Below are 16,055 nucleotides of genomic sequence, written 5' to 3'. Positions count from 1 at the left end.
CGGAATAATTCATCTCTGTATTCTCTCCCTCTGCGTTCTCTGCGCCCTCTGCGGTTAAATCATTCCGATGCAACCGGAAACGATATCACGCACCAAAGCTCAATCTCGCCTGGATTTGCCAGCAGATTTATCAAATATAATTTAAGTTATGAACCCAGAACCTCCACCGGGCAAAGCCCAGAGATTTCCCAATTTTAAAGATATATCAAAACTGCTGCGGGACGATCGCTTCTGGAAAATAGCCGTACAGGCGATCGCCCTAATTTTAGTAATAGTTGTTATCGCCATTCTCTGGGACAATCTCAGTGCCAATTACTCGCAATTGGGGATTGCGTTTGGATTTGATTTTCTCAATTCCCAAGCATCTTTTGACATCGGTGAAAGTGTAATCCCCTACAGTCCCGCCAACAGTTACAGACAAGCTTATTTTGTCGGTTTAATTAACTCACTGCGGGTAATGGGTCTGGGGATTGTTTTCGCAACAATTGCGGGTTTGACGGTGGGAATTGCGCGCCTTTCCGACAATTGGCTGTTGCGGAATTTGGCTGGTTTGTACGTAGAAATTCTGCGAAATACGCCGTTATTGCTGCAACTATTTTTCTGGTATTTTGCAGTTTTCATTTCCCTGCCAAAACTGGAAGACAATCAGCAGATGAGGGGGCCGATTTACTTGACAAATCGCGGCATTGCTGTACCTTGGCCTGTGGCTTTGCCGGGTTTTGAGATTTGGGTGATTTTGCTAACTGTCGGAGTTTTGGCGGCGGCGGGGCTGTGGATGTGGCGGGCGCGGGTGATGTTGGAAGAAGCTAAGCCGGGAAGACAGTTGTTTTGGGCTCTAGGTGCGATCGGGCTAAGTGCAATCTTAGCTTTGATTATTACCAAAAATCTGCCTTTTCGTCTAGATTTCCCCCGCCTGACACCAGCCTTGCAACTCGAAGGAGGATTAAAATTCACTCCAGAATTTGCCGCCTTGGTGACAGGGCTCAGCTTGTATACTGGCAGTTACATTGCAGAAATTGTGCGGGCCGGAATTCAGTCAGTATCGAAAGGCCAGTGGGAAGCGGGAAAGTCTTTAGGGCTGAAGTCTGGAACCATGATGCGGATGGTAATTTTGCCGCAAGCTTTGCGGGTGATTGTGCCGCCTTTAACCAGTCAGTATCTGAATTTAGCTAAGAATTCGAGTTTAGCGGTTGCGGTTGCTTATCCCGACGTTTATTTTGTGGTGGGCTCTCCGACGTTGAATCAGACCGGAAGGGCGATCGAAGCAATGTTAATTATCATGGTAACATACCTAACAATTAGTTTGATAGTTTCTCTGTTCATGAATTGGTACAATAAAACTGTACAAATTAAGGAAAGGTAAATAGTTGAGGTTAAATCTATTTAAATTGGAATAAAAGGATATCGCGTCCAATGGCTTACAGTAAATTTAGCTTAGACCGAGTAACTAAAACTTGTGAATTCACGATTAAGCAATAATAAATAAGTCACAACTATCTTTGGCTTGCTAGTATCAAATTGGAGGTGGATAAAATGACACAAGAATTAATTGCTCTTAGAAAGAGCATATTGGAAGGAAGGTATACGGATGCTTTGGCAATAGTCGATGAGTTAGATGGAATGAGCAAACAGGCAATTTTGCGACAAATCCAATCTTTTTTAAATGTTTTGCTGATTCACTTGATTAAAAATCAAGTTGAACAGCGATTAACTGGTTCTTGGGCAAGTTCGATTCGCAATTCAATCAGAGAAATTAAGAAGGCAAATATTAAAGATAATAAAACATCTTATTACATCAATTCTGATGAATGGGAGAGTTTTATAGAGGAGGAGGTGATTGAGGATGCGATTGCAGAGGCTGCGGAGGAAGTATTGAATGGTGCTTATACTCAATTTCAACTGGCAGAGATGATGGATAGAAACCTGATTATTCAAACTGCTGTGAGGTTATTGAACTTGACTTATATCCATTCCGCAAAAGATTTACCCGCAGTGTTAGCCCAGCATTTAAGTCAGTTACCAGGTGGAGAAGATTGGATAAATCGGCGAAAATAAGTATGATTTTTTTTAGCCTTGGCGATTGGAAATCGCGTCTACACAAACAAAACCCGCCTACGCGGATTAATAAAATATAGGATTGAAAACCGCTATATGGAAACTCTCCCCATATTACCGCCCCCAGCCACCGAATCGCCCACTCCTTGGAATTGGGCGCGCAAAAACCTATTTAGTACCTGGTACAACAGCATTCTGACAGTAGTTTGCCTAATTATCGCCTTCCAAACAATTAAAGGAATTATCGTTTGGGCAACAACAAAAGCTCAATGGCGCGTATTAGAAGCCAACTTGCCACTATTTTTCGCCGGCCGATTTCCTCGCGATTCTTACTGGCGGCTGTGGATAGTAACGGCCATAATTGCCTTGTTGGGAGGATTAACTTGGGGAAACATTCAGCGGCAAGAACGTCTTTGGAATCCGCCTTTACTAATTATACTCGGTGCTGCGGTTGTGGGTGCGGTCATTTCGCCGATCGACCTAACCTCTCGCCTCTACCTCTTAGGAATTATTATCGCAGCCGCCGCCAGCTATGTCATCGGAAGGCAAATTAACCGCAACCCCCCCTCGCCCCCCCTTAGCAAGGGGGGGTTGGGGGGGGTTAGCTGGATGCCGGCAGTTTGGGCTCTTTCCTTCCCAATAATTTTGTGGCTAATTAAAGGCGGCTTAGGTTTGACAGAAGTGTCAACAAATGATTGGGGCGGTTTAGTATTGACACTGTTTTTAGCAGTTATTAGTATTGTGCTTTCCTTTCCTTTGGGAGTATTGCTAGCACTAGGGAGACAAAGTTCTTTGCCAGTTGTGAGATTGTTATCAACATTATACATTGAAATTATTCGCGGTTTACCATTAATTGGCATTTTGTTTTTAGGCCAAGTAATGCTGCAACTCTTCTTGCCGCCAGAATATCCGAAATTGGATAGAGTAATTAGAGCGATTGCTGGATTAACGTTATTTAGTGCGGCATACTTGGCGGAAAACGTGCGCGGTGGCTTGCAGGCCGTACCCAGAGGACAAATAGAAGCAGCTAGGTCGATCGGACTCAATACACCCCTGCTTACAATTCTAATTGTACTGCCTCAAGCATTGCGAATAGTCATTCCTGCGATCGGCGGTCAATTCATCGGATTATTCATGGATACCTCCCTGCTATCTCTATTCGGAATGTTAGAATTAATCGGAATATCCCGCGCAGTTTTAGCAAATCCATCCTATATCGGCAGATACGCCGAAGTTTACATATTCGTCGGCATCATTTATTGGATATTCTGCTACTCAATGTCCCTAGCAAGCCGCAAAATAGAACGAACTTTAGAAAAAAGTCATTAGTCCGCAGTCTGTAGGGGCGGGTTCACCAACAAAATATAACTCCCAACCAAAATATATATAAACCCGCCCCCTCCCAACCCAAATATATATAAACCCCCCTCCGCTGAAGTAGTCAACAGTCATCAGGCAATAATTATCCGTCATTATTTAAAGGACAAAACTATGCAAACTAAACCCACAATCCCCGAACAAGTAATCGTAGCAGAAAACGTCCACAAATGGTACGGACAATTTCACGTACTGCGCGGCGTCAGCATGACCGTAAACCGGGGCGAAGTCGTGGTCGTGATGGGGCCATCTGGTTCGGGAAAATCGACGTTTATTCGCACATTCAACGCCTTAGAAGAATACCAACAAGGCAAAATTACGATCGACGGAATTGAACTTTCCCACGACTTACGCAACATCGAGACAATTCGCCGCGAAGTAGGAATGGTGTTTCAGCAATTTAACTTGTTTCCCCACTTATCAGTCTTGCAAAACGTCATGCTAGCGCCAGTATGGGTGCGCCGCTGGCCTAAGAAAAAAGCCGAAGAAGTGGCGATGCAATTGTTAGAAAGAGTGGGAATTTTGGAACAAGCAAAAAAATATCCCGGACAGTTGTCTGGAGGACAGCAGCAGCGGGTCGCTATTGCACGTTCTCTAGCCATGCAGCCTAAAATCATGCTGTTTGACGAACCGACATCAGCATTAGACCCGGAGATGGTGCGGGAAGTTTTAGATGTAATGCGAAATTTGGCTCAAACTGGAATTACAATGGTGGTGGTGACTCACGAAGTCGGGTTTGCGCGCGAAGTTGCCGATCGCATTGTGTTGATGGATGGCGGTGTTTTAGTGGAAGAAGCCCAACCAGAAGAGTTTTTTCAGAACCCGAAGGAAGAACGCACCCGCAAGTTTTTATCTCAGATACTGTAACTGATTTTCCAGTTTAATCGGTGGGTTTGGCGACGGTCGCAGCAGTCAAAATCGACCGAATTAAGGTAAAATAAAAGAGTGTACAATCAGTCTCTATTTTGCTGAGATAGCTTGCAATGCCATCCACAAAAACTCTGCCGTTAGTTAAAGACTCGGAACGCCTAGAAAGTCGCCTCAAAGAAATTCCGGCGGTTCCTGGTGTATATTTAATGCGCGATGAGAGCGATCGCATCCTTTACATCGGCAAATCCAAAAAACTCCGAAACCGCGTCCGTTCCTACTTTCGGGAAAGCCAAAATCTCAGTCCCCGCATCGCGATGATGGTGCAGCAAGTGCGCGAAATTGAATTCATCGCCACCGACACAGAAGCGGAAGCTTTAGCCTTAGAAGCAAACCTCGTAAAACAGCACCAACCTTACTTTAACGTCCTCCTCAAAGATGATAAAAAATATCCTTATTTGTGCATAACTTGGTCGGAAGAATACCCGCGCATTTTTATCACCCGCAAACGCCGCGCAGGTAGTGCAAAAGACCGCTACTATGGCCCCTACGTTGATACAGGGGCCCTGCGGAGTACGCTGCATTTAATTAAGCGGATTTTTCCGCTGCGGCAGCGCCCTCAACCGCTATTTAAAGACCGTCCTTGTTTGAACTACGACATCGGGCGCTGCGTTGGCGTTTGTCAAGGGTTAACTTCGCCGGAGGAATACCGAAAAATCATCCAAAAAGTAGCGATGATTTTTCAGGGAAGAGCTCAGGAATTACTCGACATCCTGGAACCCCAAATGGAAGAAGCAGCGGAAGATTTGAACTTTGAAACGGCGGCGCGCATTCGCGACCAAATTAAGGGTTTGCAGTCTTTGAGTGCGGGTCAAAAAGTGTCTTTGCCCGATGATACGGTTTCCAGAGATGCGATCGCACTTGCGGCAGACACCCAGCACGCTTGCGTCCAATTGTTCCAAATTCGCGCCGGTCAATTGGTCGGAAGATTGGGATTTATGGCGGAAATACCCAGGGCGGGCACGGGGGCACCGCCCCTACAATCGGGGGGGGAAGAGTTATCTGAACTTTCTCTTGCCTCCCCCCCTTGGCAAGGGGGGGAACGAGGGGGGGTAGAGGCCGGAGCGATTTTGCAGCGGGTGTTGGAAGAACATTATCAAAATGTCGAATCTGTAGAAATTCCCAGCGAAATTTCAGTGCAGTACGAATTGCCAGAAGCGGAAATATTAGCAGATTGGTTGAGCAATCGTAAGGGGCGAAAAGTTACCATTTTGACGCCGCAACGGCAAACTAAGGCTGAGTTGATTGAGATGGTTGAACGCAACGCTGAGTATGAATTAGCGAGAATGCAAAGATTGAGCGATCGCAATTCTCAAGCAATGCAAGATTTAGCAGAAATCCTCGATTTGCCAGAAGTTCCTCGCCGCATTGAAGGTTACGATATTTCTCACATTCAAGGTTCTGACGCCGTAGCTTCCCGCGTCGTATTTATTGACGGTTTGCCGGCTAATCAACACTACCGCCATTACAAAATTAAAAATCCTGAAATTAAATCGGGTCATTCTGATGATTTTGCTAGTTTAGCAGAAGTTATCGGTCGCCGATTCCGAGGATTGAAGGAAGAAGAAAGTTCGGCAACGGATTTTATAACGGATTTAACGGATAGAACGAATAAGGAAGAAGAATTTAGCGATTTAGGAAAATCGAAAAAAATCAGCAATTTATCCTCCGTTTCTCGTACTATCTCGGACAAACCCGACTTAATTATGATAGATGGCGGCAAAGGTCAACTTTCAGCAGTTGTGGCTGTTTTGCGGGAGATGAATTTGCTAGAAGAGTTGCGCGTTGTCAGTTTGGCAAAGCAGCGAGAGGAGATATTTTTACCGGGGGAATCTTTGCCGCTGCCAACTAATTCTGAGCAGCCTGGGGTACAATTATTGCGCCGGGTGCGGGATGAGGCGCACAGGTTTGCTGTGAGTTTTCACCGGGATCGCAGAAGCGAGAGAATGAAGCGATCGCGCCTTGATGAAATTCCCGGATTGGGACACCACCGACAAAAACAATTGTTGGCACATTTTCGGTCGATCGACTACCTTCGTTTAGCGACTCCCGAACAGTTGGCAGAAGTTTCTGGGATTGGCCCGCGTCTGGCGCAGCAAATTTACGATTATTTCCACCCGTAAAGTCTTACGCAGCATGGGAGACGGGGATTTTTGGGGCGAGGGGGCGATCGGGCCCCAAGTCCCGATTCAGCCACTGTGAGGGAGGTATTCAAAAATTTTGCACAGGCCTATTGCAATTCCCAGAGACTTGTGGTATGTTTAGGTTCTGTGTGCGGGCATAGTTTAGTGGTAAAACTTTAGCCTTCCAAGCTAACTATGCGGGTTCGATTCCCGCTGCCCGCTTGCGTCTATAAGAACCTCAAACCAACGGTAAATCAACGGTTTGAGGTTTTTTATTGCCTAGAATACGACAGAATTAGGGTTCCAAGTGACTAGAAATTGACTACGATTTGACTACGGAATGACCAAACTGAGTATCAACTGACTACGGTTTGACTACGGTTTTTTTGACCGTAGTCAGCCCTTCCCCGCAGAATGCCTCGCTTCCAGTAGTAAGTCAGGGTTCCCTCATAACAAGCTGTCAGCTAACTAAGTAACCCCAGAAGCACCTCAACGTCCGCCAAGTCGGCCCTCGACTTTTTACGCCGCGCTTTCAACTGGTTGAGCAAGTCGGCCGGCTCTGGAAATTCTGCGACGGTCGGAGCCGATTTTTTATTTGTTTCCCGATCGCGCTGCGCTTCCTTGAGTTCTTGCTCCAACATCTGCACCTTCAGTCCCAAATCGCCATTGCGCTCGTGCAACTGATTCAGTTCTGCATCCCACTCTGTAAGCTGCTTATTGGCCGCTTTCAATTCCTGCCTGAGTGATTCATCGTTGCCGTCACTCAGGCACTCAATTTTCCCAGCCGTTCCTCAATGGCGGCCATCCGCTCCATCACGGGGTCAAGACTTGAACTTACAGCTTTGTCTACAATGTCTACAATATCTGTAGACACGACGCTATCATTGTTTCGTGTAGACAAATCTGTAGACGGTGTAGACACAATATCGCTGCTAGCTGTAGACACTGTAGACACTGCTGTAGACGTACCTGACACTTCCTTAAGAATGCGTTGTGCAGCTTGACTTACCGACTCACCATCTAGCCTCTGAGCTTCTATCCAGTTCAGGAAGTGACCGGAAGCCCTGAACGATACGACTTGACTTTGACTCATTGTAGACACCTGTATACAGTATTTGTCTACAATAATTGATAACTGTCTACACTGTCAACATATTGTAGACAAAACTTGTAGACACAAAAATCCCCCAATTAAGGGGGATGAGATTGAGCCGTTAGTTGTCAGGCAGAGCCTCTAAATTTTCCGCAGGTTACAGAAGAGCATTGAGATTACCCGTCCGCCCTTCTTGCCTTCGCGCTCTTGCCAGTCAACTTTGCAACTGATACTGGTGTGAATCTCAAGGATGCGACCGTGCCAGTTGTAGCTAGAATCTTCGGGGTTGTTGCCAGCTACTTTGTCTCCGACTCTGAAAGCCTTGAGAGGGTCAGAACAAGGGACGCCTGTGAGTAACTCTGTCAGTTTTTGCTTGTCGGAGTCGGAGAGTTTTGCAATTCCATTGCACAAGTCCAAAAGAGTTGGGTTTACTGCCTCAGAGTCCTCAGAAGCTCTCTGTGTAAGGATTGTTGCCTCAGAGACTGCCTCAGAGACTGCCTCAGAGAAAGTCGTTTTCTGAGGCAGTTCTGAGGATGATTTGACGGCAGAACAGGATTCTGAGGATTCTGAGGATGATTTCTCACTTTGTTCAGACTTTTGTTTTTTGATGCCGAGGTAGTACGCGCTTCCCATTATTTGCCCCTCTAATTGCGCCTCGGTATGCCGATGTTTCTCCAATTTGGGGAAAATCTCACAAAGTCGAGCGTACAACTGGTTTATAGCCTTCACGGGCTTATCCCACTGGTTAGGTAGCTCGTTCCAGATTAATTTTTCCTTGCCTTTCTCGTTCCACTCAATCTCAAGTATCCCCGCCTCTTGATACCACTCTTGTAGCTCGTTCCATAAGTCCTTGGCGTAAACGCGATCGCCCTTACCAGCTTCATACCCCAAGTCCCTCACGAACTGCCACAAGTGCCGACTTTCTTCCTGAGCTTCCCGCATCGCTTCACGGGTCGCCTTATAGTCAATCCCTTCAGTCAAAAGCAGTGGCAACCGCTCCAACATCTTGTTAAGCATCGCCGGCGCAATCCGCTCAAGGATAAAGTTATCGTCATCCTTAAAACGCGGGTCAGCCTCTAACTCACCCTGAGACGGGTCAGCGTTGCGCTTGTAGGTTTTCTTGAAACTCAAGATGCCATAGCGGTCATCAATTGCAGCCGTCCCCCCGGTGATAGAGGGTAGTTTGTTGCAGTTGGCAAAAAAGGTAGCAACAGGCTTGTATTCGTAACTGTCCTTACCTTTGGGCTCAATATCAATCGGGTCGCCAGTAATGAACTGCTTAAGGCTCTGGATGTTGTCTAGGTTTACTTTTGACGTGTTCTCAGAGGCCCAGTTGCAGACACCCCCTAGAACACCTGACAAATTGAACTTGCGGCCATTATCGTAGGACTTGAAATCCGACAGCGATTTGTTAGTCATTCCCCGCCCGAATACAGCGGCCAACACAGCTCGCAATGTATCTTTACCATTAGACCCCTCACCGTGGCATAGCAAGCCTTTAACACCCCGTCCCGTCAGCTTGGAGCGGACAAGCTTCAAATTCAACGCAGCAGCAGCAGTCCGTAGAAATACCTCACGCTGCGACGGTTCCAAGCATTCTAAAAGGCGATCGCAGTCCGTCGCGTCAATGTCAGAGTCATACGTGCAGCCAACATAGGTATAGACCTGGTTAGGGTCATGTGGAACAAGCGAGTGAGAACCGTCAGGGTTAATTTTCAGCACCCCTTTAGTAGTGTTCAACCCATCAGGATTGATGGTGTTGGGGTCTACTGCCACAGCCGAAAGGATGTAAGTGTAGACCTCTTTGAAACTGGCAGAGTTGGCACGGTTGCAGCGATATTTCCCCCCCACAAATTCAGAGTAGGTGCTCAACCACTCAAGGATGCGTCGCTTCTCGGTCACTTCCGGTCGCAGCTCGTAATGAGTCCCGGTGAACTCAAAAAGCTGTCCTGCTATGGATACCCAAGGCGCGCCAGAATACAGCGCATCAACAGCTTTCTGGATATAGTTTTGCTCTGGAGTCGGTGCAATGTCTGGGATGTAGTTGTCCTTACTACTGTCATACTTCTGGCATACTACTTCTTCTCGCGTGCGCGGGTGAGAAGTAAGAGAATTTAGTATGTCCTGAGCGCTGAGCTTTTCGCTGTCAATCCAATCTTTGACATCTAATCCCTGACTCTTTTGAGGATTATTCCAGGCCCAGGATTCTGGGTAACAGTACAGCCACTGAGCCTCTGGGAAGTGTTGGGAAATTTTGGCCGCATCCTCAATCCCTGGTACGTCGCGGTCAGGACAAATAACAACTTTTGCGCCCTGTAAATCGCTTGTGTCAGTGATTCGCCATTTTCCAGCGCCGCCGATGCTGGTGGTAGCGGCCAAACCTAAAGCCCAAAGAGCATCGGCACACGACTCGCCGTCAACGATGAAAATGTAGTCGCCGTTTGCGATCGCCTTTTGGACATCGGCATAGCGATAAATGGGGATGCTCGCACGTTGAACGTTCCCCAGTCCCGTTACCCAGTCGTTTTTATCTTTATCCCAGTGCTGCTGCTTGATATCCTTCTTGCGTCCGTCGCCGAAATCAATCCGCCGTACCCTGGCAAGCGGGGAACCGTCGCGAGCAGGATATTCCCAGTAGCGAGTACCTGCGGGACGGATGGCTTTCTTTTCTTGGATGGGAGCGTAGTAAAAATGGCCATCTTGATCGGATTTCGCAGTCGCTTCCCAACCAGTAGCGGGCGGTTGGTCGCGGTTGCAGACAGAGAGGTCGCCGATCGAGTAGCACCAGTCTGGTTTGCCACAGTGCGGGCAAGGATTGTCTTTGGTTACACGAACAAGATTTCCACGGGTGCTTGAAGTTTGCCCGTCATTCGAGTTAATATTATGGGACATGATGATTTGTCTCGTCTTTCTAAGGGATGAGTGAATTACCTAAAACCGTTGCGCTCAGGTCTCAATTGAAAGCAGCGGTTTTTTGGTGTTTATAGTTTTTGAAAATTTAGAGCATAGGAGAGACCGCCCCGCGAGTTAGATTGCGGGTGCGATTAAGCTGTCATTGCGAGCACAGCCACCTATCTCAGCGTCGGGAAGCGGCACAAATCCTTTAGGCGGGCCCGTGCAGGAAGGCTCTACTCGATCGAGCCTCAAACACTCGACAAACTCTTGAAACGCAACCCGGTTGTTGAGGGAGCGTAAAAAAGTATCGGGGTTTTCGTCCCAATATTCTTTAATAGAGCAGAATCTTGGGCGGCGTAAATGGCTAAGCTCTGGGAGAAGTTTGACTCGACTTTCAACAAACCGATAAGTCTTGTCTAGGCATCGCGTGTCGTTGAATTGTTCCAGAAAGATTTTATTAGAAGCCTGCATGATCAACTTCCAAAAAGCTGGCCGCTTTGTCGAAAGTTCCCTTTGACGTTCCCAAAGAGTTGCCAGCGACTCGTCATTGGAGCCGCCAAACAAAAATCGTACTACCCGTCTGTCCTGCTTCAAGTCTTCTACTAGCAAAATCATCATTTCATTCTACCTGTCACTTTGAAATGGTGTGTTTGAGTCACTCGATCTAGAGCGGCGGTGGAATATCCTCTATGAAGAGTTGTCGCTTACACCACACCGCACATAGTAGCTTTTTGGCTAATAGCCGCTTGACCTGAAAGCGGGAAACAAAATATTTCTCTGTGTACTTTTTCATGGGGATACATTTTGGCGGGTCTACGGCTGTGGCCGCACTTTTGTAAAATATCCCGGCTTGGGGCTTTCCTGTAGGCATAATTTCTCTGTTATTTGGTTAGCTGGTCTCTACCACGTCGATGTATAACATCGACGAGTGATTTTCTGGCGGGAAACGCAGACTAGGAGAGGGTTCTGGGAAACGTCCGAAATTTCGGACATTTGCCCTTTGCACCCCCTTTTTTGCCTGACCGCTACCGATCGCCCTGACCTCCCAAAACCGCATCCCACGGTCTAGGTTGTGGTTCCCCCGGTATTGGCGGGACTGTCGCCCCCAGTTGAGGCAATTGCAAGTCATTGAGGTAGTAAGCGTACTGACTCTCATCCCCCCGCTGCGGGTAAAACTTGCCGTTAGTTTTCCAGAAGAAATCCTTGCCTCGCAAAACTGCCAATACTAGCTCTATTTCTGACTTAGTGCCAGTCAATCTTAACGCTGCTGTAGTTGGGATGTTTGGTAGTCTAGTCATTCTTGTCCCCCTCAAACTGATTGAGTAAATCTTGCAATTTTGCCTTGCCTTCGGAAAATTTACGCCCTCCCATTTTGAGGACATTCTCAACAATCCAAGTGGGTGACTTACCCGCTTCCCTTGACTTACAAACTTCCAAGTATATAGGGTAATCGGGATGCTTGGAAGGGGAAGCAGTATCCTGTAAGTCACTGCTATATATAGCTTCCAGCGCTTGCCGTGAGGCTTCCACATCAACGCCAGGGCTTGTCAGAATAAGTTCGGCTTCCTGCTGTCTTTGTTGCTGTGAAACGTAGACGCTGGTGCTGATTTCATCCTCTACATCTGCCTTGATTGCCCTCAGTTTCAATTCCTCAATCTCTCCCTCGTCTGCTAATTGACGGGCGATGTTACCCGCCGACACTGCACAGGCAATTGCAGCACACAAACTGATACCTTGCAGCGCTTTGTGAGTGTCTAGCTTTTTGTCTAGTGCTGCTAGGGGAACCAACCACAGCACGACAGAGGAAGCACTCAATACAAACAGTTTTAGCTGCATAGAAACACCCCTAAACCAATTAGCGACATCGCTAAACCGCCGATTAACAAGGCTTGTAAGTCGGTGACTGAAATCTTCATCAACTTGCTCAGTGAGTAGTCAAGCAACCAGCTCAAACCCCAAGCAATCGCAATAGCTGCTAACAAGAATGAGACGGCTTTCATTGCCATCGGATGCAAACTCGCTATCCACCCTAAAAGGGAGAAAGCGACGCATCCGGCAATAAAGTAGTTTGCCAGATACATCGCTTTCATTTAGTTAGTCCCTCCCGTCAACTTGGCTTTAATTTCATCAATGCGAGCACGGGCATCATTTTCAGCTTTATCAATCCCTAAGCCCAGTCGCGCGTAACCAGGACGCAAGCTGTGCAAGTGCTTAGCCAGTCGAGTGTCTGAGCGTTTTTTACTCAGTTCATTATCGGCCACAACACCCTCATATTTGCGGTGATGGCGGTGAACTTTAGCATCGGCTTCTTCAACTTTTGCCAGTGCTTCGTAGGCGCGTTTAGACTGTTTTGCACCGTCTGTTTTCTCTTTTGCTAAATCCTTCATGGCGTCCGCTTCTTCCTTGGTAAAGTAGCGCGGTGCTGGCACGACTGGAACACTACGGATGCTGGAAAAGTTACCAGGATTTAGCGGTGTGATGACGCTTGCATCAGTGCTTGCCAGAACTTTTGATTTGTCAATAGTATGTCCGCCGTCATTGCTGGTAGTGAGTTTTCCAGTATCAGAATTACCACCAAACAGTCGCAGTTGTAAGCTCATAATTTTGTCCCAATTTGAATGTTGATGCGAACAGGAGAGGGAAATAAATTCAGGGGATTGATTTGTCGCCACATAGACATAGCCAGCACAAACACTCCCGTCGATGCGAGTATGAGTGCGATGAGTTGCCCTAAATCAACCCAGTCCAAAAAAGTGGAATTCTGGCGGGAGAAACCGCACACAGGGAATGAACCGTCGTTAGTCCAGTCGAGGGTGTCTACAGTGTCTACAGCTTGCGGGTCAAACGGTTCGGGTGTTGTGTCTACAGTGTCTACAGTGTCTACACTCAAACTGTCTACAGTGTCTACATTCACTGTGTCAAGCGATTCACCGTCAACCAGGTACAGTTCCAGCAGCGCTTCCCACGTAGCAGTTTTAGAAAGCTTCCCGAACTGCTTGGCATCCTCATTGGTGAAGCCACGGTCATAGGCGATCTCCTTTAATTGGTCAATGCGACGGTAGCTGACAGTGGGTTTAGTCATGACTGACAAGCCTCAAATCACCGCCAACAGTCAAGTGCTCGTCAAAACAGGGATAGGAAGAATCCGGCATCTCCCCACTTGTCCAACTGATTAGGTAAGCCCAAGCTTGTTCGTAAGGATGCCAGCAGATACCAAGCACTTCGCCGTACTCAATAAAGTCCTGGTTAAATTCATCAGTCCAGTGGTCGGCGACTTTGTTGCCGATACAGAATTTCGGGGCCGGATATTTTTTGGGGCTTTCAAAACCTGACCGAGAACGTGGCACAAAAAACAGCAAAGCGGCCGATGCGATTTTCTGCAATAACTCGCGACGGGGAAACATTAAGAGTTGCGATCGTCCGTTAGGACAATCGGCTGAAAGTGGCATAATTTATAGGCTCCAAACGTTGAGAGATAACGGTTTGGGGAAGTCGTGACTTGATTAGCATTTCCAGTGCTAGTCAGTCGCGCATCAATCTTCCTTAGTTACTCACGATTGCAGACTTACAATCCCTTGTCAACACCGGGACTGTAAAGTTTTGTTTTGCAAAAGTTGCCTGTAGAATCAACATTCTAACAGTATCAAAGCGGACGCAAATGCTCCAAAATCTTGCTATCTAAATAGACAGCATTAATTACCCTTTCCGAGGTATCGCACCATTTAGCAACAACCGCACTCGGTACACCCTTGCCAACTTGTTCGCTGATAAAAGTATCCCGACAAGAGTAAGGCGTAGTAGTCTTAGAACCCTGTTCATTTTGCCTGGTTTTTTCAGTAATCGGGTCAACCAATTTATGCCATACCTGCTTACTGAAATTGTTGTAGTTAATCGCCCCGCCCTTGATAGGTGATGGAAAAACCAACCTATCCTTGTCAGTCAGGTTTTGTGGCTTGATACTTTTCAACAACTGAACCAATTCTTGATTGCAAGGAAATTTACGCCGTTTGTTGTTTTTACTACCGTCAACCCTTGTCTCCTTACCACTTGGGTGCTGTATACTCCCGTTGAACACAATGTGAGAAAAGTCAGGGGCAATGTCAGACCATCTCAATCCTACAGCTTCCGAGGGACGGCATCCAGTCAGCAGCCAGAACTGCACCATCGGGTAGTAAAAACAAAACTTTTGCCCGGTTTCTCCCCTCCCATTCCAAGTCCCTCTGTGATTCTTGAAAGCCTCCAATACCAGCTCTTTTTCTTGTGCTGCAAACGCGTTAGGTTCCGGGTCACTTTCCCAGTTGTGCTTGGGCAATTCTTTCGACATCCCTTCAAACGGGGAGACAGTTAAACCCTTCACGATTTTGAACTTAATCCCCCACTTAACCGCTGCATTTAGATGGGTTAAAACCCGCTTTGTCATGCTGTTAGTCGTATCCTCCAACAACCAAGCGCGTACCTGCAAAGCGCTGTCCTCTGACAGAGGCTGGTAAGGACAGCGGTCAATATAGCTCTGGATGCCCGTCACCATGTAATTGAATGTTGTTGTCTTGAGTGTTGGCTTCTTGAACTCCAAATATTTAGAGAACAACTGAGTCAGTGTCAGTTCCGGCTTAGGCTTGACTGTCTCAATAACAGTCAGGTGAGTCTGTGACTTGTACTTTTTGAGTGTGGGGTCAAACCGCTCAAACTTGATGTCGGATTCAATCAACTGTGCTTTAGCTTCTGCCAGTTCCCAGTTTTCAGGGGTATCGGACATCCCCAAAGACAGGTATTTTTGCTCTCCCCCGTACAAATGTCTTGGCAGTTGTAACCGCAGTCTCCCCTCGCGAGTTGCTACCACCACAGAACCGTAAGAAGCTTTACTGCCCGATTTAGGAGTTTTAGTCATGTATTTTTACTCAAACTCGATCGACCAATTTTACCGAATTGACTACGATTTGACTACGGTAACAGTAGACGCCAAAAAACATTTTGCTAGAAATCCTTATTGGACAAGCGGTTTACGGATTCCCTCCTACCGCCTTCCAAGCTAACTATGCGGGTTCGATTCCCGCTGCCCGCTTACTTCTATAAAAACCTCAAACCAACGATAAATCAACGGTTTGAGGTTTTTTATTGCTGATTTTCTGGGTTGTCGGGGGGTCTAGTTGACTAGAAATTGGATACAAATTGGAGACAATTAGCCTCGTTTGAATACAAATTGAATACAATCCATACCTAGACTGGGTTTGAGCCGTACTCTACAGCTAGAAGCCCCAGAATAGCGTTGATGTCCGCCAAGTCCGCCCTCGACTTTTTACGCCGCGCTTTTAACTGATTGAGCAAGTTGGCCGGCTCTGGAAATAGGGATGAGCGTGCACAAAGAGGTAAGAAAATTGCAAAATGGGCGTTAGAGTTGCTGGAGAGTTCCTGGTTTGTAGTAAAAGTAGTAACTGAGATATTGCACCATGCTCAAGAACAGGCAGGATGCCTGTTCCACAAAGAGTGAATTTTATTGTGGGGAGTAGGGGTTGGGCAGGAGATCCCGCCCCTGAAAGGCTTATTGAAAATGGTGCAATATAGAAGTTACTACCAATTTTTTTACC

General features: G+C 47.0%; 18 protein-coding genes and 1 tRNA gene. 7 read left to right on the top strand and 12 right to left on the bottom strand.

Features of this window, described 5'->3' with window-relative positions; translation table 11 throughout:
- Positions 1–148: 148 nt before the first annotated feature.
- From QUB26_RS04105 to QUB26_RS04080, 6 genes are all read left to right on the top strand, one after another.
- Complete coding sequence (locus tag QUB26_RS04105) at positions 149–1,363, top strand: ABC transporter permease subunit (protein ID WP_333316897.1); 1,215 nt, start codon at positions 149–151, stop codon at positions 1,361–1,363.
- A 170-nt stretch (positions 1,364–1,533) separates the two neighbouring features.
- Positions 1,534–2,055, top strand: a complete 522-nt coding sequence (locus QUB26_RS04100; RefSeq protein WP_333316895.1) for a DUF29 family protein — start codon at positions 1,534–1,536, stop codon at positions 2,053–2,055.
- 96 nt (positions 2,056–2,151) lie between these two features.
- The gene (locus QUB26_RS04095; RefSeq protein ID WP_333316893.1) at positions 2,152–3,384 is read left to right on the top strand and encodes an amino acid ABC transporter permease; all 1,233 of its coding nucleotides are present in this window, start codon (positions 2,152–2,154) and stop codon (positions 3,382–3,384) included.
- A gap of 162 nt (positions 3,385–3,546) precedes the next feature.
- Positions 3,547–4,299 (top strand): amino acid ABC transporter ATP-binding protein, encoded by a 753-nt coding sequence (locus QUB26_RS04090; RefSeq protein WP_333316891.1) that lies wholly within the window; start codon positions 3,547–3,549, stop codon positions 4,297–4,299.
- A gap of 116 nt (positions 4,300–4,415) precedes the next feature.
- Entirely contained in the window at positions 4,416–6,482 is a 2,067-nt protein-coding gene (gene uvrC / locus QUB26_RS04085; protein ID WP_333316889.1) for an excinuclease ABC subunit UvrC, read from the top strand.
- A gap of 151 nt (positions 6,483–6,633) precedes the next feature.
- Positions 6,634–6,704, top strand: a tRNA-Gly gene (locus tag QUB26_RS04080).
- Between the two features lie 242 nt (positions 6,705–6,946).
- Here QUB26_RS04080 and QUB26_RS04075 read toward each other — a convergent pair.
- From QUB26_RS04075 to QUB26_RS04020, 12 genes are all read right to left on the bottom strand, one after another.
- A complete protein-coding gene (locus QUB26_RS04075; protein ID WP_333316887.1) occupies positions 6,947–7,213 on the bottom strand; it encodes a flagellar alpha dynein in 267 nt (88 codons plus the stop codon).
- A gap of 32 nt (positions 7,214–7,245) precedes the next feature.
- The gene (locus tag QUB26_RS04070) at positions 7,246–7,575 is read right to left on the bottom strand and encodes a hypothetical protein (RefSeq protein WP_333316885.1); all 330 of its coding nucleotides are present in this window, start codon (positions 7,573–7,575) and stop codon (positions 7,246–7,248) included.
- 141 nt (positions 7,576–7,716) lie between these two features.
- Entirely contained in the window at positions 7,717–10,467 is a 2,751-nt protein-coding gene (locus QUB26_RS04065) for a DUF5906 domain-containing protein (protein WP_333316883.1), read from the bottom strand.
- Positions 10,468–10,602: 135 nt separating this feature from the next.
- Positions 10,603–11,088 (bottom strand): hypothetical protein, encoded by a 486-nt coding sequence (locus QUB26_RS04060; RefSeq protein ID WP_333238935.1) that lies wholly within the window; start codon positions 11,086–11,088, stop codon positions 10,603–10,605.
- 46 nt (positions 11,089–11,134) lie between these two features.
- A complete protein-coding gene (locus QUB26_RS04055; RefSeq protein WP_333238933.1) occupies positions 11,135–11,341 on the bottom strand; it encodes a hypothetical protein in 207 nt (68 codons plus the stop codon).
- Between the two features lie 154 nt (positions 11,342–11,495).
- Positions 11,496–11,768: a hypothetical protein gene (locus QUB26_RS04050; RefSeq protein ID WP_333238931.1), complete on the bottom strand. Its 273-nt coding sequence runs from the start codon at positions 11,766–11,768 to the stop codon at positions 11,496–11,498.
- Positions 11,761–12,306, bottom strand: coding sequence for a hypothetical protein (locus QUB26_RS04045; protein ID WP_333238929.1), 546 nt, complete (start codon positions 12,304–12,306; stop codon positions 11,761–11,763). Before QUB26_RS04045 ends, QUB26_RS04050 begins: the two co-directional genes overlap by 8 nt.
- On the bottom strand, positions 12,297–12,560 hold the full coding sequence (locus QUB26_RS04040) for a hypothetical protein (protein ID WP_333238927.1): 264 nt from the start codon (positions 12,558–12,560) through the stop codon (positions 12,297–12,299). The genes QUB26_RS04045 and QUB26_RS04040 overlap by 10 nt, the downstream gene beginning before the upstream one ends.
- Positions 12,561–13,070: a hypothetical protein gene (locus tag QUB26_RS04035; protein WP_333316880.1), complete on the bottom strand. Its 510-nt coding sequence runs from the start codon at positions 13,068–13,070 to the stop codon at positions 12,561–12,563.
- Complete coding sequence (locus tag QUB26_RS04030; RefSeq protein WP_333316878.1) at positions 13,067–13,552, bottom strand: hypothetical protein; 486 nt, start codon at positions 13,550–13,552, stop codon at positions 13,067–13,069. Before QUB26_RS04030 ends, QUB26_RS04035 begins: the two co-directional genes overlap by 4 nt.
- Complete coding sequence (locus QUB26_RS04025) at positions 13,545–13,919, bottom strand: hypothetical protein (protein ID WP_333316876.1); 375 nt, start codon at positions 13,917–13,919, stop codon at positions 13,545–13,547. The genes QUB26_RS04030 and QUB26_RS04025 overlap by 8 nt, the downstream gene beginning before the upstream one ends.
- Before the next feature lie 194 nt (positions 13,920–14,113).
- Positions 14,114–15,358: a tyrosine-type recombinase/integrase gene (locus tag QUB26_RS04020; protein WP_333316874.1), complete on the bottom strand. Its 1,245-nt coding sequence runs from the start codon at positions 15,356–15,358 to the stop codon at positions 14,114–14,116.
- On the opposite strand from QUB26_RS04020, the gene QUB26_RS04015 reads away from it, so the two are divergent.
- Positions 15,357–15,503: a hypothetical protein gene (locus QUB26_RS04015; protein ID WP_333316872.1), complete on the top strand. Its 147-nt coding sequence runs from the start codon at positions 15,357–15,359 to the stop codon at positions 15,501–15,503. The genes QUB26_RS04020 and QUB26_RS04015 overlap by 2 nt on opposite strands.
- The last annotated feature ends 552 nt before the right edge of the window (positions 15,504–16,055 follow it).

The sequence above is a fragment of the Microcoleus sp. B4-C1 genome (assembly GCF_036705285.1).
Classification (GTDB): Bacteria; Cyanobacteriota; Cyanobacteriia; order Cyanobacteriales; family Microcoleaceae; genus Microcoleus.
This window is presented reverse-complemented; position numbering and strand designations above follow the sequence as displayed.

Coding starts and splice junctions, on each gene's coding strand:
- QUB26_RS04105 (WP_333316897.1), top strand. CDS start 149: ATGAACCCAGAACCTCCACCGGGCAAAGCCCAGAGATTTCCCAATTTT.
- QUB26_RS04100 (WP_333316895.1), top strand. CDS start 1,534: ATGACACAAGAATTAATTGCTCTTAGAAAGAGCATATTGGAAGGAAGG.
- QUB26_RS04095 (WP_333316893.1), top strand. CDS start 2,152: ATGGAAACTCTCCCCATATTACCGCCCCCAGCCACCGAATCGCCCACT.
- QUB26_RS04090 (WP_333316891.1), top strand. CDS start 3,547: ATGCAAACTAAACCCACAATCCCCGAACAAGTAATCGTAGCAGAAAAC.
- uvrC (WP_333316889.1), top strand. CDS start 4,416: ATGCCATCCACAAAAACTCTGCCGTTAGTTAAAGACTCGGAACGCCTA.
- QUB26_RS04070 (WP_333316885.1), bottom strand. CDS start 7,575: ATGAGTCAAAGTCAAGTCGTATCGTTCAGGGCTTCCGGTCACTTCCTG.
- QUB26_RS04065 (WP_333316883.1), bottom strand. CDS start 10,467: ATGTCCCATAATATTAACTCGAATGACGGGCAAACTTCAAGCACCCGT.
- QUB26_RS04060 (WP_333238935.1), bottom strand. CDS start 11,088: ATGATGATTTTGCTAGTAGAAGACTTGAAGCAGGACAGACGGGTAGTA.
- QUB26_RS04055 (WP_333238933.1), bottom strand. CDS start 11,341: ATGCCTACAGGAAAGCCCCAAGCCGGGATATTTTACAAAAGTGCGGCC.
- QUB26_RS04050 (WP_333238931.1), bottom strand. CDS start 11,768: ATGACTAGACTACCAAACATCCCAACTACAGCAGCGTTAAGATTGACT.
- QUB26_RS04045 (WP_333238929.1), bottom strand. CDS start 12,306: ATGCAGCTAAAACTGTTTGTATTGAGTGCTTCCTCTGTCGTGCTGTGG.
- QUB26_RS04040 (WP_333238927.1), bottom strand. CDS start 12,560: ATGAAAGCGATGTATCTGGCAAACTACTTTATTGCCGGATGCGTCGCT.
- QUB26_RS04035 (WP_333316880.1), bottom strand. CDS start 13,070: ATGAGCTTACAACTGCGACTGTTTGGTGGTAATTCTGATACTGGAAAA.
- QUB26_RS04030 (WP_333316878.1), bottom strand. CDS start 13,552: ATGACTAAACCCACTGTCAGCTACCGTCGCATTGACCAATTAAAGGAG.
- QUB26_RS04025 (WP_333316876.1), bottom strand. CDS start 13,919: ATGCCACTTTCAGCCGATTGTCCTAACGGACGATCGCAACTCTTAATG.
- QUB26_RS04015 (WP_333316872.1), top strand. CDS start 15,357: ATGTATTTTTACTCAAACTCGATCGACCAATTTTACCGAATTGACTAC.
- QUB26_RS04020 (WP_333316874.1), bottom strand. CDS start 15,358: ATGACTAAAACTCCTAAATCGGGCAGTAAAGCTTCTTACGGTTCTGTG.